This window comes from Rhodococcus sp. FG69, from assembly GCF_057808915.1.
Genome location: NZ_JBMDIX010000026.1, coordinates 36524 through 55760, shown reverse-complemented (window position 1 = coordinate 55760; position 19237 = coordinate 36524). Strand labels below are relative to the sequence as shown.

The window sequence follows — 19237 nt, the reverse complement described above, 5'->3', positions numbered from 1 at the left end:
ATATGAAGTCTGTGGCACTGCTCGACTACGGTTCGGGCAATCTTCACTCGGCACAGCGTGCCCTCGATCGGGTCGGTGCCGACGTCACCGTCACCTCCGACCCCAAGATTGCGCTTGCCGCGGACGGGCTCGTCGTACCGGGCGTCGGCGCGTTCGCAGCGTGCATGGAAGGTCTGCTCGAGGTCAAGGGTGACCGCCTTATCGGTCAACGACTCGCCGGTGGACGTCCCGTCCTCGGTATCTGCGTCGGAATGCAGATCATGTTCGACCGAGGCGTCGAATTCGGCGTCGAGGCGGACGGCTGCGGAGAGTGGCCGGGCACAGTGGAGCGGCTTCGAGCCGAGGTGCTCCCACACATGGGGTGGAATACCGTGCGAGCGCCCGAGAAGAGCGTGCTTTTCAACGGTATCGACGCCGACACCCGGTTCTACTTCGTGCACTCGTACGCGGTCCAGAAATGGGAGATGCCGGTAGGGGACACCATCGCAGCCCCATTGCTGACGTGGGCCGATCACGGAGGCGATTTTCTTGCCGCCGTGGAGAACGGCCCTCTGTCGGCGACGCAGTTCCACCCGGAGAAGTCGGGCGACGCAGGCGCAGAATTGTTGAAGAACTGGGTCGAGTCCCTGTGAGGATGCCCCGGTGACCGATCGGGAGTTCTCCTTCGGGCGGCTGGCGATCGCTTCCCTGGGGAGCGCGACGGGGGTGCTCGTGATCACCACTGTTGTCCTCGCGCTCGTCCGGCCAGGGCCAGGCGTGGGTCTGGCCATCGTGGCCGTCGGCATTGCAGCAGCAATCACCGCGATGGGAGTCGTGTCGACGTCGATGACGCGACGCAGTCTCGGCGACGACCGTCACGACGAGCACGAGTAAGACCCTGGCGGGCTTGTGTGTCGGGGGTGGCAGTAGCATAAGCGCACGTGAGCCTGGTCTTATTGCCTGCTGTCGATGTCGCAGGTGGCGAAGCTGTCCGTCTCGTTCAGGGAGAGGCCGGAAGCGAAACGAAGTACGGATCTCCGCGTGATGCTGCGCTGGCATGGCAGAACGACGGTGCCGAGTGGGTACATCTCGTCGATCTCGACGCCGCGTTCGGTCGCGGATCGAACCGTGAACTCCTCGCCGACGTCGTCGGTGAGCTGGACGTGAAAGTCGAGTTGTCCGGCGGGATCCGCGACGACGAATCGCTTCGTGCCGCATTGGCGACCGGCTGCGCACGAGTGAACCTCGGCACGGCGGCGCTCGAAGACCCCGAGTGGTGCGCGCGAGCGATCGGCGAGTTCGGTGACCGGGTTGCCGTCGGACTCGACGTGTTGATCGTCGACGGCCAGAGCCGTCTCCGCGGACGAGGCTGGGTCAGCGACGGCGGAGACCTGTGGGAAGTTCTCGAGCGCCTCGAGCGCGATGGCTGCTCGCGGTACGTCGTCACCGATGTCACCAAGGACGGCACATTGACGGGACCGAACCTCGATCTGCTCGCCCAGATGTGCGAGAAGACCGACAAGCCGGTCATCGCTTCAGGCGGCGTGTCCACCATCGACGATCTGCGCGCCATCGCCGGTCTCGTCGACAAGGGTGTCGAGGGTTCGATCGTCGGAAAGGCACTGTACGCAGGTCGATTCACCCTGCCCGACGCCCTCGCGGCAGTGTCCGGATAGCCACGGATGACTCTGCCGGAGGATCCACAACGGTTGCTGGAGATTGCCGGTCGGCTGCTCGACGGCACCCATGACCGGTTCGTCGCAGGGGTAGGCGCGCCGAGCGCCGTACAGAAGGGCCCCGACGATTTCGCGACGGCGGTGGACCTCGAGCTCGAGAAGCGGCTCGCCGCCGAGCTCTTCGAGCAGACCGGAATTCCGGTGCACGGTGAAGAATTCGGCGGTCCCGAGTTGGGTTCCGGCACGGTATGGGTGCTCGATCCCATCGACGGCACTTTCAACTATTCGGCCGGGTTGCCCTCTGCGGGAACGCTGTTGGCGCTGCTCGACGACGGGGTCCCGGTACTGGGTCTCACCTGGCTTCCGCTGGTACAACAACGATTTGCAGCTGCGGCGGGCGGACCGCTGTTGCTCAACGGCGAAGCGCTGCCGATGCTCACCGAACGCTCGTTGTCCGACTCGATGATCGGGTTCGGCGCGTTCAACATCGCCAGCCGCGGACGGACTCCGGGTCTCTACCGGGTACGGATCCTCGAGGAGCTCTCGAAGGTGTCCTCACGTCTGCGCATGCATGGCGCCACAGGCGTCGACCTGGCGTACACGGCGAGTGGAGTCCTCGGCGGATGCGTCGTGTTCGGCCACCGCGCGTGGGACAACGCTGCAGGTGCGCTCCTCGTGCAGGCCGCGGGGGGAATCGTCACCGATCTGGCCGGCAAGCCATGGACCATCGACTCGCAGTCGGTGCTCGCCGCCTCACCGAGTGCCCATGCGGAATTGCTGTCCGTGATCACCGATCTCGGTGACCCTGCGGATTTCCTGGAAGGACGAGTTCGATGACCGTCGCAGTACGCGTGATTCCGTGCCTGGACGTCGACGCGGGACGAGTGGTGAAGGGCGTCAACTTCGAGAACCTGCGCGACGCGGGCGATCCTGTCGCCCTCGCGGCTGCGTACGACGCACAGGGCGCCGACGAGTTGACGTTCCTCGACGTGACGGCGTCGACGTCGGACCGCGGCACCATGCTCGATGTCGTCAGCCGCACAGCGGAGCAAGTTTTCATCCCGCTGACGGTCGGCGGGGGTGTTCGCACGGTCGAAGATGTCGACCGATTACTGCGTGCGGGTGCGGACAAGGTGAGCGTCAACACCGCCGCCATCGCCAGGCCGGAGCTGCTTCGTGAACTGAGCGAGCGTTTCGGTTCGCAGTGCATCGTGCTGTCGGTCGATGCGAGAACGGTTCCCGCTGGGCAGCAGGGCACACCGTCCGGATGGGAAGTCACCACTCACGGTGGCAAGCGCGGCACCGGGATAGACGCCGTGGAGTGGGCAACTCGCGGAGCAGAACTGGGCGTCGGCGAGATCTTGTTGAACTCGATGGATGCAGACGGGACGAAGGCGGGATTCGATTTACCGATGATCTCCGCGGTCCGCCACGCGGTCCATGTACCGGTGATCGCCAGTGGCGGCGCGGGCGCGGTCGAGCACTTTCCGCCCGCAGTCACGGCGGGCGCCGACGCAGTCCTCGCGGCGAGCGTCTTCCACTTCGGCGATCTTACGATTGCCCAGGTCAAAGATGCTATGCGAGCGGACGGCATCGTCGTTCGCTGAATGATTCTTTTCGACCGGCCGGAAAAGGTACAACGGAGAACATGACTCTCGATCCGAACATTGCGGCACGCCTCAAGCGCAACGAGGCGGGTTTGTTCAGCGCGGTCGTGCAGGAGCGATCCTCAGGCGATGTCCTGATGGTGGCCTGGATGGACGACGAGGCTCTCGCACGGACACTCGAGACGCGCAAGGGGACCTACTATTCGCGATCCCGTCAGGCGTACTGGGTGAAGGGGGAGACGTCCGGGCACACGCAATACGTCCACGAGGTCAGGCTGGACTGCGACGGTGACGCGGTGTTGCTCGTCGTGGATCAACAGGGCGGGGCATGCCACACAGGTGATCACACCTGCTTCGACGCCGACGTTCTGTTGAGCTGAGCGTCAGGCCTTGCCGGTGCCCTCGGCGATCCCCTTGTCGAGCTGGGTCAACATGACCGAACTCAGCTCGCCCAAGCGCTCGACTTCCTCGTCGTTCAATCCTTCGAACAGCAACGCCTGAACCGTGGCGACATGGCCGGGCGCGGACTCGACGACCTTGTCCATCCCCGCATCGGTGAGTACGGCATACGATCCCCGGCTTCCTTCGATGCTCTCGCGTTTCACCCAGCCGAGCTTCTCCAGTTTGGTCACCACATGGGACAGCCTCGACAGCGACGCATTCGCGAACTTCGCCAGATCCCGCAACTGAATTCGACGGTTCGGATCCTCGGAAAGAACCGACAGTACGAAGTAATCGAAGTGGGTCAGCGACGAGTCACGTTGCAGCTGAGTGTCGAGTGCGGCAGGTAACCGGGTCACGAGGGCAACGAGCGACCGCCATGCAGCTTGTTGGCGGTCCGTCAGCCAGAGTGGATCGGGATGTTCTGCCGACTCGTCCATCACGAGAGCCTTCCTGTCGAGCGCACACAGTTGGTTGTAGTCACCACAGTGTTTCACTTGACGGGAGGTTCGTGCGGCTGCCCCGCTGTTCACTCAAGTCGTCGAGCGGCTCCGAAGGAACGCCAGAGCGTGATCGGCGTGTTCTTCGAATCTGAATTCGCTGCTGTACACGTCGAGGACGGTGCGGTCGGTATCGATGACGAACGTCGATCTCTTGACGGGAGACAGTTTGCCGAGCAGTCCGCGCTTGACGCCGAACTGTGCGGCAACGGTGCCTGCCTCGTCCGAAAGCAACGGATAGTCGAACGATTTCACGTCGGCGAACTCTGCCTGTTTTGCGACAGCATCGGTGCTGATTCCGGCACGCGATGCGCCTGCTTCGGCGAACTCCGTTGCAAGATCGCGGAAGTGGCAGGCTTCGACCGTGCATCCAGGGGTCAGTGCGCCCGGATAGAAGAACAAGACCAGCGGTCCGTTCTCGAGCAAGCTTTCCAGCGAGCGTGGGGTTCCGGTCTGGTCCGGCAGGGTGAAGTTCTCGACGCGATCGCCTTGTCTCATTCTTCGGAGGCTACCGCGCAGTAAGTTCGAAGGCCACCGCGCGCAGATCCGGGCACAGGGCACCTGGGAGGATGAACGAATGCATGGCGAGACCACAACCCTGCCCGACGGACAAGACCGCGGGACATCGGATTCGACCACCAGTCGAGAGGTATTCCGGAGGCTCGCCGCAGAGCACCGTGTCGTACCTGTCGTCCGTAAGGTTCTCGCCGATTCGGAGACCCCCCTGTCGGCTTACCGCAAGATCGGCGGTGACCGGCCGGGGACCTTTCTGCTCGAGTCAGCGGAGAACGGGCGATCATGGTCGAGATGGTCGTTCATCGGGGCAGGCACCCCGGCAGCTCTGACGACAGTCGACGGCGAGGCGGTCTGGCGCGGCAACGTCCCCGCCGGAGTGCCCTCGGGGGGCAATCCGCTCGACGTGCTCGGCCGGACACTGGAACTCCTTCGATCCGAGCGCTTGCCCGGGTTGCCTCCGCTGACGGGCGGAATGGTCGGCTATCTGGGTTACGACGCGGTGCGCCGCATCGAGAAGTTGCCCGAGCATGCCGAGGACGATCTTCAGGTGCCTGAAATGGTGATGCTCTTGGCGACCGATCTGGCTGCCGTGGATCACCACGAGGGCGCGATCACTCTCATCGCGAACGCGGTCAACTGGGACGGTACCGACGACCGTGTCGACGAAGCCTACGACGATGCAGTGCGCAGACTCGATCGGATGTGCGCGGATCTCGCCGCGCCGGCACCGTCGACGGTGTCGACCATGGCCAGACCCACACCCGAGTACCGCCGTCAGCGAACCTCGGAGGGCTTCGGTCGCGACGTCGACCGACTCGTCGAGGAGATCGAAGCAGGCGAGGCGTTCCAGGTCGTGCTCTCGCAACGGTTCGAGATGGACACAGACGCTTCGCCCTTCGACGTGTATCGCATGTTGCGGGCGTCGAATCCGAGCCCGTACATGTACCTGTTGCACGTGCCGGGGGCCGACGGCGAGACCGCGTTCTCCATTGTCGGATCGAGCCCGGAAGCGTTGGTGACGGTCGTCGACGGTGTTGCGACCACACATCCGATCGCGGGAACGCGGTGGCGCGGCAACTCCGAGGAAGAAGACATCCTGCTGGAGAAGGACCTTCTTGCCGACGAGAAGGAGAACGCCGAACATCTGATGCTCGTCGATCTCGGTCGGAACGATCTCGGCCGCGTCTGCACTCCGGGCACAGTGCGAGTCAGCGATTACCGACACATCGAGCGCTACAGCCACGTCATGCATCTCGTCTCCACGGTTGCGGGCACGCTCGCGGAGGGCAAACAGGCGCTCGACGCGGTCAAGGCATGCTTCCCGGCAGGCACCTTGTCCGGCGCACCGAAGGTCCGCGCGATGGAATTGATCGACGAACTCGAACCGACGAGGCGCGGGGTGTACGGCGGCATCGTCGGGTACTTGGACTTCGCCGGTGATGCGGACACAGCCATTGCAATCCGTACCGCACTGATGAAGGACGGCACCGCCTATGTCCAGGCGGGCGCGGGCGTCGTCGCCGACTCCGTGGCCGAGTACGAGGACACGGAGGCCAGAAACAAGGCCATGGCTGTACTCGGTGCGGTGGCTGCAGCCGAGTCGCTGCGTGCGGTCGGCGAGCCGTGAGCACGCAGGCACCGGTGCGCCGCCGCTCGGGCCGTGCGGCGGTTCCGGTCGCTTTGCTCCTGCTAGGGGCAGTGTGCCTGTGGGGTAGCTCGCGGATGACGTGGGTCGCTGTCACCTCCTCGGATGGACTCGGCGAGGCGCGGTCGACGGACTTGCTGGGAAGCACCTGGGCGCCGGCGTCGACACCGTTGGCTCTGGCGTTGTTGGCAGCGGTCGCGGCGTCGTTCGCGGTGAAGGGGTGGGCGTCGAGGGTTCTCGCCTTGCTCGTCGGACTCGTCGCGATCGGGGCGGGCTTTCCGGCGGCGCAGGCAGTCGGCGGCGATGTGGACGCAAAGAAGGCCGCCGTACTTGCCGAGCTGCCCGGGCGGGCGGAAGTATTGACGGCGCAGGCTTACACGCTGCCCGCGGTTCTCGCGCTGATCGGAGCAGGATGCGCGTTCGGTGCGGCGGTGATACTGGTGCGAAAACCAACCGCGCGGAAGGTACTCTCATCCAGGTACGACGCACCTGCCGCACGTCGCGACGAGGTTGCGCAACGCGCGAAGTCGGCGTCGGAGCGGGCCGAGGAGAACGGCGAGGGGGAAGACTTGACCGAACGAATGCTGTGGGACGCGATCGATGCGGGGGAGGACCCCACCGATCGGTCGGGCACCCGAAATTCAGAAGACTGAAACCGCCCTCTACGCTAGGGCAGACCTGAAATGAGTTTCCTCACATCAGGTCATCGATGGGAAAGGATTCGGGTCACCATGACTGTTCTCGATTCGATTCTGGACGGTGTAAGAGCCGACGTAGCTGCGCGCGAATCGGTGATCGATTTCGCGAGTGTGAAGGCAGCTGCCTCCAAGGCTTCGGCACCGCTCAATGCGACTGCGGCTCTGCACGAGGACGGAATCGGTGTCATTGCCGAGGTCAAGCGTGCGAGTCCATCCAAGGGTGCACTCGCAGATATCGGCGACCCGGCCTTGCTCGCGCAGGCGTACGAGTCCGGCGGCGCGCGAATCATCAGTGTTCTCACCGAGGAGCGACGCTTCCACGGATCACTCGCCGATCTGGACGCAGTACGCAAGGCCGTCAGTATCCCGGTTCTGCGCAAGGACTTCATCGTGGGGCCCTACCAGATTCACGAGGCCAGGGCGCACGGCGCCGACATGATTCTGCTGATAGTGGCTGCGCTCGAACAGGATGCGCTGGCGTCGTTGCTCGACCGCACCGAGTCGCTCGGAATGACCGCGCTGGTCGAGGTTCACACCGAGGCCGAAGCGGATCGCGCGCTCGAAGCCGGTGCACGCGTCATCGGAATCAACGCACGCAACCTCAAGACCCTCGAAATCGATCGCGACAGCTTTGGACGAATTGCGCCGGGATTGCCCAGCGAGGTCATCCGCGTCGCCGAATCCGGAGTACGTGGAACTGCCGACCTGCTCGCTTACGCGGGCGCAGGCGCCGATGCTGTTCTCGTCGGCGAGGGTCTGGTCACCAGCGGTGACCCACGCACTGCAGTATCGGACCTCGTGACCGCCGGAACCCACCCGTCCTGCCCCAAGCCGGCGCGCTGACCGAAAATCCGTCGGACCGCTCACGCGACAGCCCCGATGGGCGTCGTCGAGGGCTGCTGAGGCAGACTGATCGGGTGAGCAGCGAGCTATCGAACCCCCGTTTCAAGGGCGGCGATCTACCTCAGACCAGCCTCGGGTTGACCGACCGCAGTCAGCACGATCCCGATATCGGCGGCCATTTCGGCGTGTACGGCGGACGGTTCGTGCCGGAGGCGCTCATGAGCGTGATCGAGGAAGTCACCGCCGCGTACGACAAGGTGCGCAGCGACAACGAGTTCCTTACCGAACTCGACCGCCTGCAGCGTGACTACACCGGTCGGCCCTCTCCGGTCTTCGAAGCCACCCGGTTGTCGGAACACGCTGGTGGTGCACGAATTCTCCTCAAGCGAGAAGACCTCAACCACACGGGATCTCACAAGATCAACAACGTTCTCGGTCAGGTCCTGCTTGCGAAGAAGATGGGCAAGACTCGCATCATCGCCGAGACCGGAGCAGGCCAGCACGGTGTCGCGACCGCGACCGCGTGTGCGCTGCTCGGGCTCGAGTGCATCGTGTACATGGGTGAGGTCGACACCGAGCGTCAGGCGCTGAACGTCGCCCGTATGCGGTTGCTCGGATCCTCCGTCGTGGCAGTGAAGTCCGGATCGCGCACGCTCAAGGACGCCATCAACGAAGCCTTGCGTGACTGGGTTGCCCACGCCGACAACACTTATTACTGCTTCGGCACGGTTGCTGGACCACATCCCTTCCCGGCCATGGTCCGTGACTTCCAGCGGATCATCGGTCTGGAAGCTCGACAGCAGGTACTCGCGTCGACCGGGCGTCTGCCGGATGCGATCGCGGCATGCGTCGGCGGAGGGTCCAACGCAATCGGGATCTTCCACGCCTTCATCGACGATCCTGCGGTGCGGCTGATCGGTTTCGAAGCTGCAGGTGACGGGGTGGATACCGGACGACACGCGGCGACCATCAGTGGCGGTTCGCCGGGCACCTTGCATGGAACATACTCCTACCTGCTGCAGGACGAGGACGGCCAAACCGTCGAATCACACTCCATATCAGCAGGTTTGGATTACCCGGGCGTCGGTCCCGAGCATTCGTACCTCCACGACATCGGCCGCGCCGAGTACCGCGGAATCACCGACACCGAAGCGATGGACGCGTTCCGACTGCTCAGTCGAACCGAGGGCATCATCCCGGCAATCGAATCTGCGCACGCGGTGGCAGGCGCGCTGAAGCTCGGGCAGGAGCTGGGCAAGGACGCGATCATCCTCGTCAACCTGTCCGGTCGTGGCGACAAGGATGTCGACACGGCTGCCGAGTGGTTCGGACTCGTGGACGGTGACGGTGAAGCGCACGTCGACGCGGTCGAGGGCGATCCCGACAAGAGTGAGAGCGCGCAGAGCGCGACCGAGAAGGGTGTGCAGGCATGACCGAACGACGTTCGAGGCTTGCCGAGACGTTCGAGGCCTGCCGCAGCGAGAATCGCGCAGCCCTCGTCGGATACTTGCCGGCCGGATTCCCGACGGTGCCGAAGTCGGTCGAGGTGTTCGAGACGATGGTTGCGAATGGGTGCGACATCGTCGAGGTCGGTATTCCGTACTCGGATCCGGTCATGGACGGCCCGACGATCCAGGCTGCGGCAGACACCGCGCTGCGAGCAGGCGCACGCGTGCGTGACGTCTTCACCGTCGTCGAAAAGGTCTCCGCTGCCGGCGGCAAAGCAGTGGTGATGACGTACTGGAATCTGGTGATGCGCTACGGCATCGACGCGTTCGCTCGCGATCTCGCCGGTGCGGGAGGACTCGGCATCATCACCCCGGACCTCATTCCCGACGAAGCAGGGGAATGGATCGCCGCTTCGGACGAGCACGATCTCGATCGGATCTTTCTACTCGCCCCGTCGTCGACGGAGGAGCGGATCGCCAGCACCCTTGCCGCAAGCCGTGGCTTCGTCTACGCAGCGTCGACCATGGGTGTCACTGGCGCACGTGACTCGGTGTCCTCGGCAGCTCCTGAGCTGACTGCCCGTATTCGCAAGCATTCCGACATTCCGGTCGGGGTCGGCCTCGGAGTTCGCTCCGGCGCGCAGGCCGCCGAGATCGCCCGTTACGCGGACGCGGTAATCGTCGGATCAGCGCTCGTCAGCGCGGTCGACGAGGGATTGGGAGCAGTCGCCGCCCTCACGAGCGAACTCGCCGAAGGCGTCCGATCCGCTAACGTGGCGTCGTGATCTCCGGCACCTCGGCCTCGACTGCAGTCCTCGCGTACATTCCGAGTCCTCCTCAGGGAGTCTGGTACGTCGGTCCGCTTGCATTGCGCGCCTACGCCCTCTTCATCATCGTCGGCATCGTCGTCGCAATCGTCTGGGGCGATCGCCGCTGGGTTGCGCGTGGCGGTACAAAGGGCACGATCCTCGACGTGGCCGTCTGGGCGGTGCCGTTCGGACTGCTCGGTGGTCGTCTGTACCACGTGGCCACGGACTGGAGCACCTACTTCGGGCCTGGTGGTGACCCGATCCGAGCGCTCAAGGTATGGGAGGGCGGTCTCGGGATCTGGGGAGCGGTCCTACTCGGTGGCGTCGGCGCCTGGATCGCGTGCAGGCGACGCGGAATTCCGCTGCCCGCACTCGGCGACGCTGTCGGACCACCGATACTGTTGGCCCAAGCGATCGGGCGACTGGGAAACTACTTCAATCAAGAGCTGTACGGCCGGGAAACCACTCGACCGTGGGGCCTCGAGATCTACGAACGCGTCAACGACGCCGGTCGTGTCGACCCGCTGACCGGGGTCTCGACGGGTGTGATCGAGAAGGTCGTGCACCCGACGTTCCTCTACGAGATGCTGTGGAGCCTCGTCGTCGTCGTGCTGCTCGTGATCGTGGATCGGCGTTTCGTCATCGGCCACGGACGACTGTTCGCGCTGTACGTGGCGGGATACTGCGCCGGCCGATTCTGGGTCGAACTGCTTCGCGACGACTACGCCACGCACATTGCAGGCATCCGTATCAACACGTTCACATCTGCAATCGTGTTCGTTCTGGCGATCCTGTACTTCGCGTTGGCGACCAAGGGACGCGAGGATCCTCGATCGTTGGTGTCGAACGATGCCGTCGATCCGGGTGAGGATCCAGACGCGGACATGGACGCAGACTCCGACGAAACGACGAAGTCCTCCGATGCCGGAGACGAAGACGCCAGCACATCCGGGGAGAAGGGCACCACGAGTGGTTGATTTCGAGAAGAAGCCCGAGCGCGACGAGGACGTCGATTTCGGCCAACCTTTCGATCAGTACTCGATGGCACCGACTGCCGGAGCGCCCCACGTTCCGAATCCGACCGAAAGCTATCCGTTTCCGGGGTATCCGGACGAAGTGCAGCCGACACAGGCGTATCCCACCGCCTACGGAGAGACAGCCCAGGCGGAAGCTCCGGCGTATCCGGTCTCTCCAGGCCATTACCCGGCACCCCAGTACCCCGCGTCTCAGTACCCCGCGTCTCAGTACCCCGCACCCCAGTACCCCGCGTCTCAGTACCCGCCGGTCCAGTACCCGGTAGGTTCCCCTCCGCCGTATTACGGTGGCCAGGCGCCCGCACAGAGCTATCACCAGTCCGGCCCGAGCTTCTACGCGTACGGGGCCGGATATCCGGCCTCCGCGGCTGACGCCCCCTTCGGTCGGGATCCGATGACGGGCGAGCCACTCTCGGACAAGTCCAAGGTGACGGCAGGTGTACTGCAGATATTCTTGGGTGGGTTCGGTGCTGGTCGGTTCTATATCGGCAGCAACGGCGTTGCGGTGGCGCAGCTCCTCCTTCTCGTGCTGGGGTGGCTCACTGCCATCCTCGGGGTGGGTGTTCTCATACTCATGGGTCTCGGAGTGTGGGTGATCGTGGACGGCATCATGATGCTGGTGGGCAATGTCAGGGACAGCAGCGGCCGTCGACTTCGGAATTGACCCCGTTCTAGTGGCACACTTCTCCTATCTCGATACTCGGTTTTCGACGTAGACCTGTTGCAAGGAGTGCCCGGTGAGTGAGTCCGACAAGAATCTCGGTGAGTCCGGTAAGAATGATCGGTCCGAATCCGCTGGTGGTTCGGACGCTACGCAGACACCGCCGGAATTCGGTTCTGCGTTCGATTACGACGCGACAGCGGAGGCTTCGCTGTCGGAACCACCCGCTACCTCCGAGATCGGCCCGGTGACAGGTGCGACCGGTTCGGGTTCGGGTTCTGGTCCTGGCTGGAACGTTCATTCCGGCGTTGGGAACGGTCCGGGTTGGGGCGAGAGTCCGAGCTATCCGCCACCCACCACACCGGATGCGCCGACCACACCTTCGTCGTCGATCAACTTCGACAAATCCGAACCGAATGATCCATACGGTCAGCCGTCGCCCCAGGCCGGAACCCCCGCTCCGGGCTACGGAGCCGGGCCGGTCTACGGACCCCCTGACCCGAACTACCCGCAGTCCGGTCAGTACGACCAGCAATTCCAGGGGCAACAATTCGAGGGATCGCAGTACCAGGGCTATCCACCGCCTCCTGGATATGGTGTCGGGCCACAGGGCCCTGAGTCGCAGGGGTATGGGCCGCCAGCCGGTTACGCCGGCCCGGGACCGTACGGATCGGGTCCGTACGGAGTCGATCCGACCGCACCTTTCGGTCGCCACCCGGTCACGGGGGAGCCGCTGTCGGAGAAGTCCAAGGTAACCGCCGGTCTGCTCGGGATTCTGCTCGGCGCGTTCGGCGCCGGTCGTTTCTATCTGAACCAGCCGGGGATAGCTGTGGCGCAGATCGCGGTGACGTGGTTGACGTGCGGCATCGGCGGGATTTGGCCGCTGGTCGACGGCATCATGATGCTCACCGGCAGCGTCCGCGACGAACACGGGCGTCCGCTGCGAGATTGACGAACCGTTCGTACAGTACGCCGTACCCGTGGTTTCGGTCTTCGTCGAAAGCTACGGTAAGCTTCCAGCATTCGGCCCTAGGGTCGAATTCCTTCGCGGGCCAGAGTTGTCCCGGTAGACCCGTTCAGTGAAACAAGAGCTTCGGCGCGCAGCACCATTCTCGCCGAAGCTGATCGCTAGCGGAGTTGCCGAGAAGAATGAAATGGCGCCGTGGATTCGGCGCCCATTCCTTCGTGGTGTCTCCCTGGCCCAGAGGGAGGTGACGGACTTGCTGTTCTCACAGTTGCCGACAGAACAAGGGCTCTACGACCCGTCCCACGAGAAGGATTCGTGCGGCGTCGCGATGATCGCGGACATCGCCGGTCGCCGGTCGCACGCGATCGTCGCCGACGGGGTACTTGCCCTGGAGAATCTAGAGCACCGCGGCGCTGCCGGAGCCGAGCCGAACAGTGGTGACGGCGCGGGCATCCTGATCCAACTCCCGGTGGAACTGCTCGAGTCTCTCGCTGACTTCTCGCTTCCTGCTCGTGCGGAGGACGGAACCAACGCTTTCGCCGCGGGAATCTGCTTCCTGCCACAGGGGGTTCGCGAACGGGGAGGTGCCATCGCGCGGGTCGAAGAGATCGCCGACGAGGAGGGTCTGGAGATTCTCGGCTGGCAAGAAGTGCACGTCGATCCTGACAAGGCCGACATCGGACTCACTGCACTCGGATGCATGCCGCACATGTCGTACCTGTTCGTGGCAGCGCCCGAGGTCGACGGTCACAGGCCGTCGGGAATCGAGCTCGATCGTCTCGTCTACGGGCTACGCAAGCGCGCGGAACGTGTGACACCCGAGATCGAGGACGCGGGCACCGGACTGTTCTTTCCGTCGCTCTCGTCTCGAACCATGGTCTACAAGGGCATGCTCACCACGATGCAGTTGCCGCTGTACTTCCCGGACCTCCGCAACCCTTTGTGCATGAGCGCAATTGCCATCGTGCACAGCCGCTTTTCGACCAATACGTTCCCGTCGTGGCCGTTGGCCCATCCGCACCGGTACGTGGCGCACAACGGTGAGATCAACACGGTCAAGGGAAACCGCAATCGCATGCGAGCGCGTGAAGCGATGCTGGCGTCCGATCTGATTCCCGGAGATCTGCAACGTCTGTACCCGATCTGCAATCCCGATGGCTCCGACTCGGTGTCACTCGACGAGGTGCTGGAACTGCTGCACCTGGGCGGCCGCAGCGTGCCGCACGTGGTGATGATGATGGTGCCCGAGCCGTGGGAGAACCACACGAGTATGGACCCGACGGTCCGTGCGTTCTATCAGTTCCACGGATCCATCATGGAGGCGTGGGATGGGCCCGCCTGCGTGACCTTCACGGACGGAACCTATGTCGGGGCTGTCCTGGACCGCAACGGGCTTCGTCCTGGCCGGTGGTGGCAGACCGTCGACGGTCGGATGATCCTCGCCAGTGAAGCCGGCGTGCTGGACGTTCCGCAATCGGAGGTCGTCGCGAAGGGACGGCTGGAGCCGGGCAAGATGTTCCTGATCGATACCGCCGCGGGCCGTATCGTCCCCGACGACGAGATCAAGACCCAACTCGCCCAGGAGCATCCGTACCAGGAATGGCTGCACGCGGGTCTCCTCGAGATCAAGACACTCCCCGAACGTGCACACATTCAGTACAACCACGATTCGGTGGTTCGCCGGCAGATCGCCTTCGGCTACTCCGAGGAGGACCTCCGAGTGGTCCTGACTCCGATGGCCGCGTCCGGCGGAGAACCCTTGGGGTCCATGGGAACCGACACACCGCCCGCTGTGTTGTCTCAGCGTTCCAAGCAGCTCTACGACTACTTCATCGAGCTGTTCGCTCAGGTGACCAACCCGCCCCTCGACTCGATCCGCGAGGAAATCGTCACCTCGCTGGCACGCGTGATGGGTCCGGAGCAGAACCTGCTCGAGCCGACGGCTGCGTCGTGCCGTCAGATCGTGCTGCCGTGGCCGGTTCTCGACAACGACGAACTGAACAAGATCATTCACATCAACTTCGATGGCGACCATCCGGGACTGTCTGCGACGGTCCTGCGAGGGCTCTACGAGGTCGAGCGCGGTGGCGAAGGACTCGCGGAGGCGATCGAGGAACTGCGGCGCCGAGCCAGCGATGCGATCGCTGCCGGCTACCGGACATTGATCATCTCCGACCGCGATTCCGATCACACCTATGCGCCGATACCGTCTCTGCTCGCGACGGCTGCCGTACATCACCACCTCGTTCGAACCAAGGAGCGGACCAAGGTTGCCTTGGTCGTCGAGTCGGGAGATGCGCGTGAGGTGCACCATCTGGCTCTGCTCATCGGATTCGGCGCGTCTGCGGTCAACCCGTATCTTGCGATGGAGTCCATCGAGGACCTCGTCGCCGAGGGCGAGCTCACCGGCGTCGAATCTTCGGTGGCGGTGCGCAATTACCTCTACGGCTTGGGTAAGGGAGTGCTGAAGGTCATGTCCAAGATGGGCATCTCGACCGTCAGCTCCTACACCGGCGCACAGGTTTTCGAGGCGGTCGGTCTCGACAAGGAGGTCGTGCGGGAGTACTTCAAAGGCACTGTCAGCACTCTCGGTGGCGTCGGGCTGGACGTGCTTGCCGAGGAAGTGAAGCTGCGTCATCGACGTGCATACCCAGAGAACCCCACCGACCGTGTGCACCGTCGGCTCGACATCGGTGGCGAGTATCAGTTCCGCCGCGAAGGCGAGCTTCATCTCTTCACGCCCGAGACCGTGTTCTTGCTCCAGCACGCAACGAGAACCGGCCGCTACGACGTGTTCCAGAAGTACAGCAGCGAGGTCGATCGCCTCGCCCGTGAGGGCGGCGCGTTGCGCGGACTGTTCGAGTTCAAGGAAGGTCTGCGAGAGCCGATACCTCTCGACGAAGTGGAGCCGGTCGAGTCGATCGTCACTCGGTTCAATACCGGGGCGATGAGCTACGGATCCATCTCCGCTGAGGCCCACGAGACGATGGCCGTCGCGATGAACAACCTGGGCGGCCGCTCGAATTCGGGGGAGGGCGGCGAGGACACCGATCGGTTGTACGACAAGAGCAGGCGGAGCGCTGTCAAGCAGGTCGCCAGCGGGCGTTTCGGCGTGACCAGCGACTACCTCGTCAACGCGACCGATATTCAGATCAAGATGGCGCAGGGCGCCAAGCCCGGTGAAGGTGGACAGCTTCCGGGGTACAAGGTGTATCCATGGGTTGCCAAGACTCGGCACTCCACTCCCGGGGTCGGACTCATTTCGCCTCCGCCACATCACGACATCTATTCGATCGAGGATCTCGCACAGTTGATCCACGACCTGAAGAATGCGAACGAGAACGCGCGTGTGCACGTCAAACTCGTCAGCTCGGTAGGAGTGGGGACCGTCGCCACCGGCGTCAGCAAGGCGCACGCCGACGTGGTTCTCATTTCGGGTTACGACGGCGGCACCGGTGCGGCGCCGCTGACTTCACTCAAACATGCCGGTGCCCCATGGGAGATAGGTCTGGCCGACGCCCAGCAAACGTTGGTGCTCAACGGTCTTCGCGACCGCATCACCGTTCAGTGCGACGGCGGGCTGAGAACAGGGCGTGACGTCATCGTCGCGGCCCTCCTCGGTGCAGAAGAGTTCGGTTTCTCCACCGCGCCGCTCATCGTGTCCGGCTGCATCATGATGCGCGTCTGTCACCTGGACACATGCCCGGTGGGCGTGGCAACGCAGAATCCCGAGCTACGCAAGCGCTTCACTGGCAAGCCCGAATTCGTGGAGGACTTCTTCAGATTCGTCGCCGAGGACGTGCGCAAGTACCTGGCGCAGCTCGGTTTCCGCAGTATCGACGAGGCAGTCGGGCATGCGGACGCCCTGGAGACTGCGGCCGGAGTCGCGCATTGGAAGAGCAAGGGGCTCGATCTCTCGCCGATCTTTGCGATGCCGACCGACCAACACGGGGCGCCGATGACACAGCGTCGGCGTCTGCGCGCGCAGGATCACGGGCTGGATCTGGCACTGGACCGGACGCTGATTCAGCTCGCCGAGGGTGCGTTGGAGGACGCGCATCCCGTCAAGCTCGAACTGCCTGTGCGCAACGTGAACCGCACCGTCGGCACCCTCCTCGGTGCCGAGGTCACCAGACGGTATGGAGGGGCAGGTCTGCCCGACGACACCATCCGCGTCGAACTCACGGGTTCGGCCGGGCAGTCGCTCGGTGCGTTCCTCCCGGCCGGGATCACCATCGATCTGATCGGTGACACCAACGACTATGTGGGCAAGGGTCTTTCGGGAGGGCGGGTCGTCGTACGTCCCTCTCCCGACGCCACGTTCGTGGCCGAGGACAACGTCATCGCGGGCAACACGATTCTGTACGGCGCGACCTCGGGTGAGATGTTCCTCCGTGGGCGCGCGGGCGAGCGGTTCGCAGTGCGGAACTCGGGCGCGACGGCTGTCAACGAAGGCGTCGGCGATCACGCGTTCGAGTACATGACCGGCGGTCGTGTCGTCGTGCTCGGTCCGACCGGCCGCAACATGGCGGCTGGCATGTCCGGGGGAATCGCGTACGTCCTCGGACTGGACGAGAGCAACGTCAACCTTGCGATGGTTGCTCTGCAAAAGCCGAATCCCGACGATCTGGCTTGGCTACGAGACACCGTGGAGAGCCATCGCGCGTGGACCGGGTCCGCGGTTGCCGCATCTCTACTCGCCGACTGGCCACGTCGTTCCGCGTTGTTCACCAAAATCATGCCCGTCGACTACCAGCGAGTGCTGGAGGCGACTTCGATGGCGCGCGCCGAGGGGCGCGACGTCGACTCTGCGATCATGGAGGCTGCACGTGGCTGATCCCCGAGGTTTTCTCGAAATAGCCAAGCAAGAGGCGGTCAAGCGGCCGATCGGCGAGCGCGTGAAGGATTGGAACGAGGTCTACTCGCACCAACCGGCGCAGCAGCGTGCAGATGAGGTGTCCGATCAGGCCCGCCGGTGCATGGATTGCGGCATTCCGTTCTGCCACTCGGGCACCGCTGGTTGTCCGCTCGGGAACTTGATTCCGGAGTGGAACGACCTCGTTCGGCGTGGCCGGTGGGACGCGGCCAGTGATCGCCTCCACGCAACCAACAATTTTCCCGAGTTCACTGGCCGCGTGTGTCCGGCGCCGTGTGAGTCGGCCTGTGTGTTGTCGATCTCCGAACGTGAGACCGGCGGCAGCGTGACGATCAAGCGGGTCGAGCAGACCATCGCCGACCTGGCGTGGGACCAAGGCAGCATCGTCCCGCAACCGCCGACGATCACCACTGGAAAGATCGTTGCAGTAGTCGGTTCGGGGCCGGCTGGACTGGCAGCGGCTCAGCAGTTGACTCGCGCGGGCCACGATGTCACCGTCTACGAACGTGACGACAGGTTGGGCGGCCTGCTTCGGTACGGGATCCCGGAATTCAAGCTGGAGAAGTCCGTTCTCGATCAGCGACTCATGCAGATGCGTGCTGAGGGAACACATTTCGTCACCGACTGCGAGGTCGGAATCGACTTCACCGTCGAGCAGCTCCGCGCCAAGTACGACGCCGTTGTGCTCGCCGTCGGTGCGCTACGAGCCCGAGACAACACTGCCGTCGAGGGACGTGAACTCGATGGAATCCATCTCGCGATGGAACATCTCGTGCCGTCCAACAAGGAGTGCGAGGGGGATGGGCCGACGTCGATCTCTGCCAAGGACAAGCACGTCGTCATCATCGGAGGCGGTGATACCGGTGCGGACTGCCTCGGAACTGCCCACCGCCAGGGGGCCGCGTCGGTGACGCAGCTCGACTACAACAGGGCCCTGCCCGATGCCCGCGACGATTCGACGTCACCGTGGCCGTCGTGGCCGCTCGTGCTGCGGACGTCACCGGCGCACGCCGAGGGCGGTGTCGTCCGCCACCAAGTGGCGGTTCAGCGGTTCCTGGGTGACGCCAACGGTCGCGTCCGAGCGATGGTGCTGGCCGAAGTCGAAGTGCAGCGCGATGCGGACGGCCGTCGGATCATCACCCCGGTCGGCGAGGAAGTCGAGCTTCCGTGCGACTTGGCGCTTTTCGCGATCGGCTTCGAGGGAGTCGAACACAGCCCGTTGTTGGACGACTACGACCTGTCGCTGACTCGGCGGGGTTCGCTGTCGTGCGGGCCTGACTGGCAGACGACCGCGCCAGGAGTCTTCGTGTGCGGTGACGCACATCGTGGGGCCTCGCTCGTCGTCTGGGCGATCGCCGAGGGACGTTCGGCGGCGCACGGGGTCGATGCGTATCTCACCGGACGCTCGGATCTTCCGTCGCCGGTGCATCCGACGGCCCTTCCGCTTGCGGTGGTGTGAGACCGCAGTCTGTACCGATCCAGGTGCTCTCAGCTGTGGCGATTCACTACTACCGGTCAGTAGGATCTGGATGGGTCC

Annotated in this window: 18 protein-coding genes; 16 read left to right on the top strand and 2 right to left on the bottom strand. The window is 64.1% G+C overall.

Features of this window, described 5'->3' with window-relative positions:
• Positions 1-2 precede the first annotated feature (2 nt).
• The 6 genes from hisH to hisI are packed head-to-tail and all read left to right on the top strand — an operon-like array spanning position 3 to position 3642.
• Positions 3-632 (top strand): imidazole glycerol phosphate synthase subunit HisH, encoded by a 630-nt coding sequence (gene hisH / locus ACODSO_RS19510; RefSeq protein WP_489038427.1) that lies wholly within the window; start codon positions 3-5, stop codon positions 630-632.
• A gap of 10 nt (positions 633-642) precedes the next feature.
• The gene (locus ACODSO_RS19505) at positions 643-873 is read left to right on the top strand and encodes a hypothetical protein (protein ID WP_489038426.1); all 231 of its coding nucleotides are present in this window, start codon (positions 643-645) and stop codon (positions 871-873) included.
• A gap of 47 nt (positions 874-920) precedes the next feature.
• Entirely contained in the window at positions 921-1655 is a 735-nt protein-coding gene (priA, locus tag ACODSO_RS19500; RefSeq protein ID WP_068381215.1) for a bifunctional 1-(5-phosphoribosyl)-5-((5-phosphoribosylamino)methylideneamino)imidazole-4-carboxamide isomerase/phosphoribosylanthranilate isomerase PriA, read from the top strand.
• A gap of 6 nt (positions 1656-1661) precedes the next feature.
• On the top strand, positions 1662-2492 hold the full coding sequence (locus ACODSO_RS19495; protein WP_489038425.1) for an inositol monophosphatase family protein: 831 nt from the start codon (positions 1662-1664) through the stop codon (positions 2490-2492).
• On the top strand, positions 2489-3262 hold the full coding sequence (hisF, locus tag ACODSO_RS19490) for an imidazole glycerol phosphate synthase subunit HisF (protein ID WP_068381206.1): 774 nt from the start codon (positions 2489-2491) through the stop codon (positions 3260-3262). The genes ACODSO_RS19495 and hisF overlap by 4 nt, the downstream gene beginning before the upstream one ends.
• A 41-nt stretch (positions 3263-3303) precedes the next feature.
• Positions 3304-3642 carry a phosphoribosyl-AMP cyclohydrolase gene (gene hisI / locus ACODSO_RS19485; protein ID WP_489038424.1) on the top strand — a complete coding sequence of 113 codons (339 nt, stop codon included), beginning with the start codon at positions 3304-3306 and terminating at the stop codon, positions 3640-3642.
• A 3-nt stretch (positions 3643-3645) separates the two neighbouring features.
• Here hisI and ACODSO_RS19480 read toward each other — a convergent pair whose 3' ends face one another.
• Together ACODSO_RS19480 and ACODSO_RS19475 are read right to left on the bottom strand one after the other, a co-directional pair.
• Positions 3646-4143 carry a MarR family winged helix-turn-helix transcriptional regulator gene (locus tag ACODSO_RS19480; RefSeq protein ID WP_489038423.1) on the bottom strand — a complete coding sequence of 166 codons (498 nt, stop codon included), beginning with the start codon at positions 4141-4143 and terminating at the stop codon, positions 3646-3648.
• A 93-nt stretch (positions 4144-4236) separates the two neighbouring features.
• A complete protein-coding gene (locus ACODSO_RS19475; protein ID WP_068381200.1) occupies positions 4237-4701 on the bottom strand; it encodes a peroxiredoxin in 465 nt (154 codons plus the stop codon).
• Between the two features lie 79 nt (positions 4702-4780).
• Between ACODSO_RS19475 and ACODSO_RS19470 the strand changes: the two genes are divergently transcribed.
• From ACODSO_RS19470 to ACODSO_RS19425, 10 genes are all read left to right on the top strand, one after another.
• The gene (locus ACODSO_RS19470) at positions 4781-6346 is read left to right on the top strand and encodes an anthranilate synthase component I (RefSeq protein WP_489038422.1); all 1566 of its coding nucleotides are present in this window, start codon (positions 4781-4783) and stop codon (positions 6344-6346) included.
• The gene (locus ACODSO_RS19465) at positions 6343-7017 is read left to right on the top strand and encodes a TIGR02234 family membrane protein (protein ID WP_068381196.1); all 675 of its coding nucleotides are present in this window, start codon (positions 6343-6345) and stop codon (positions 7015-7017) included. The genes ACODSO_RS19470 and ACODSO_RS19465 overlap by 4 nt, the downstream gene beginning before the upstream one ends.
• A 78-nt stretch (positions 7018-7095) precedes the next feature.
• Entirely contained in the window at positions 7096-7905 is an 810-nt protein-coding gene (gene trpC, locus ACODSO_RS19460) for an indole-3-glycerol phosphate synthase TrpC (RefSeq protein ID WP_068381193.1), read from the top strand.
• 74 nt (positions 7906-7979) lie between these two features.
• On the top strand, positions 7980-9338 hold the full coding sequence (gene trpB / locus ACODSO_RS19455; protein WP_068381190.1) for a tryptophan synthase subunit beta: 1359 nt from the start codon (positions 7980-7982) through the stop codon (positions 9336-9338).
• Complete coding sequence (trpA, locus tag ACODSO_RS19450) at positions 9335-10138, top strand: tryptophan synthase subunit alpha (protein ID WP_489038421.1); 804 nt, start codon at positions 9335-9337, stop codon at positions 10136-10138. The genes trpB and trpA overlap by 4 nt, the downstream gene beginning before the upstream one ends.
• The gene (gene lgt / locus ACODSO_RS19445; protein ID WP_489038454.1) at positions 10138-11139 is read left to right on the top strand and encodes a prolipoprotein diacylglyceryl transferase; all 1002 of its coding nucleotides are present in this window, start codon (positions 10138-10140) and stop codon (positions 11137-11139) included. The genes trpA and lgt overlap by 1 nt, the downstream gene beginning before the upstream one ends.
• Positions 11132-11860 carry a TM2 domain-containing protein gene (locus tag ACODSO_RS19440; RefSeq protein ID WP_489038420.1) on the top strand — a complete coding sequence of 243 codons (729 nt, stop codon included), beginning with the start codon at positions 11132-11134 and terminating at the stop codon, positions 11858-11860. Before lgt ends, ACODSO_RS19440 begins: the two co-directional genes overlap by 8 nt.
• A 73-nt stretch (positions 11861-11933) precedes the next feature.
• Positions 11934-12809, top strand: a complete 876-nt coding sequence (locus ACODSO_RS19435; RefSeq protein ID WP_489038419.1) for a TM2 domain-containing protein — start codon at positions 11934-11936, stop codon at positions 12807-12809.
• Between the two features lie 268 nt (positions 12810-13077).
• The gene (gene gltB / locus ACODSO_RS19430) at positions 13078-17661 is read left to right on the top strand and encodes a glutamate synthase large subunit (RefSeq protein ID WP_489038418.1); all 4584 of its coding nucleotides are present in this window, start codon (positions 13078-13080) and stop codon (positions 17659-17661) included.
• Positions 17654-19159 carry a glutamate synthase subunit beta gene (locus ACODSO_RS19425; protein ID WP_068381169.1) on the top strand — a complete coding sequence of 502 codons (1506 nt, stop codon included), beginning with the start codon at positions 17654-17656 and terminating at the stop codon, positions 19157-19159. The genes gltB and ACODSO_RS19425 overlap by 8 nt, the downstream gene beginning before the upstream one ends.
• Positions 19160-19237: the final 78 nt, after the last annotated feature.

What these genes read in the sequence shown, in the direction of transcription:
- hisH (WP_489038427.1), top strand. Translation starts at nt 3, where the DNA reads ATGAAGTCTGTGGCACTGCTCGACTACGGTTCGGGCAATCTTCACTCG.
- ACODSO_RS19495 (WP_489038425.1), top strand. Translation starts at nt 1,662, where the DNA reads ATGACTCTGCCGGAGGATCCACAACGGTTGCTGGAGATTGCCGGTCGG.
- hisF (WP_068381206.1), top strand. Translation starts at nt 2,489, where the DNA reads ATGACCGTCGCAGTACGCGTGATTCCGTGCCTGGACGTCGACGCGGGA.
- hisI (WP_489038424.1), top strand. Translation starts at nt 3,304, where the DNA reads ATGACTCTCGATCCGAACATTGCGGCACGCCTCAAGCGCAACGAGGCG.
- ACODSO_RS19480 (WP_489038423.1), bottom strand. Translation starts at nt 4,143, where the DNA reads ATGGACGAGTCGGCAGAACATCCCGATCCACTCTGGCTGACGGACCGC.
- ACODSO_RS19475 (WP_068381200.1), bottom strand. Translation starts at nt 4,701, where the DNA reads ATGAGACAAGGCGATCGCGTCGAGAACTTCACCCTGCCGGACCAGACC.
- ACODSO_RS19470 (WP_489038422.1), top strand. Translation starts at nt 4,781, where the DNA reads ATGCATGGCGAGACCACAACCCTGCCCGACGGACAAGACCGCGGGACA.
- trpC (WP_068381193.1), top strand. Translation starts at nt 7,096, where the DNA reads ATGACTGTTCTCGATTCGATTCTGGACGGTGTAAGAGCCGACGTAGCT.
- trpA (WP_489038421.1), top strand. Translation starts at nt 9,335, where the DNA reads ATGACCGAACGACGTTCGAGGCTTGCCGAGACGTTCGAGGCCTGCCGC.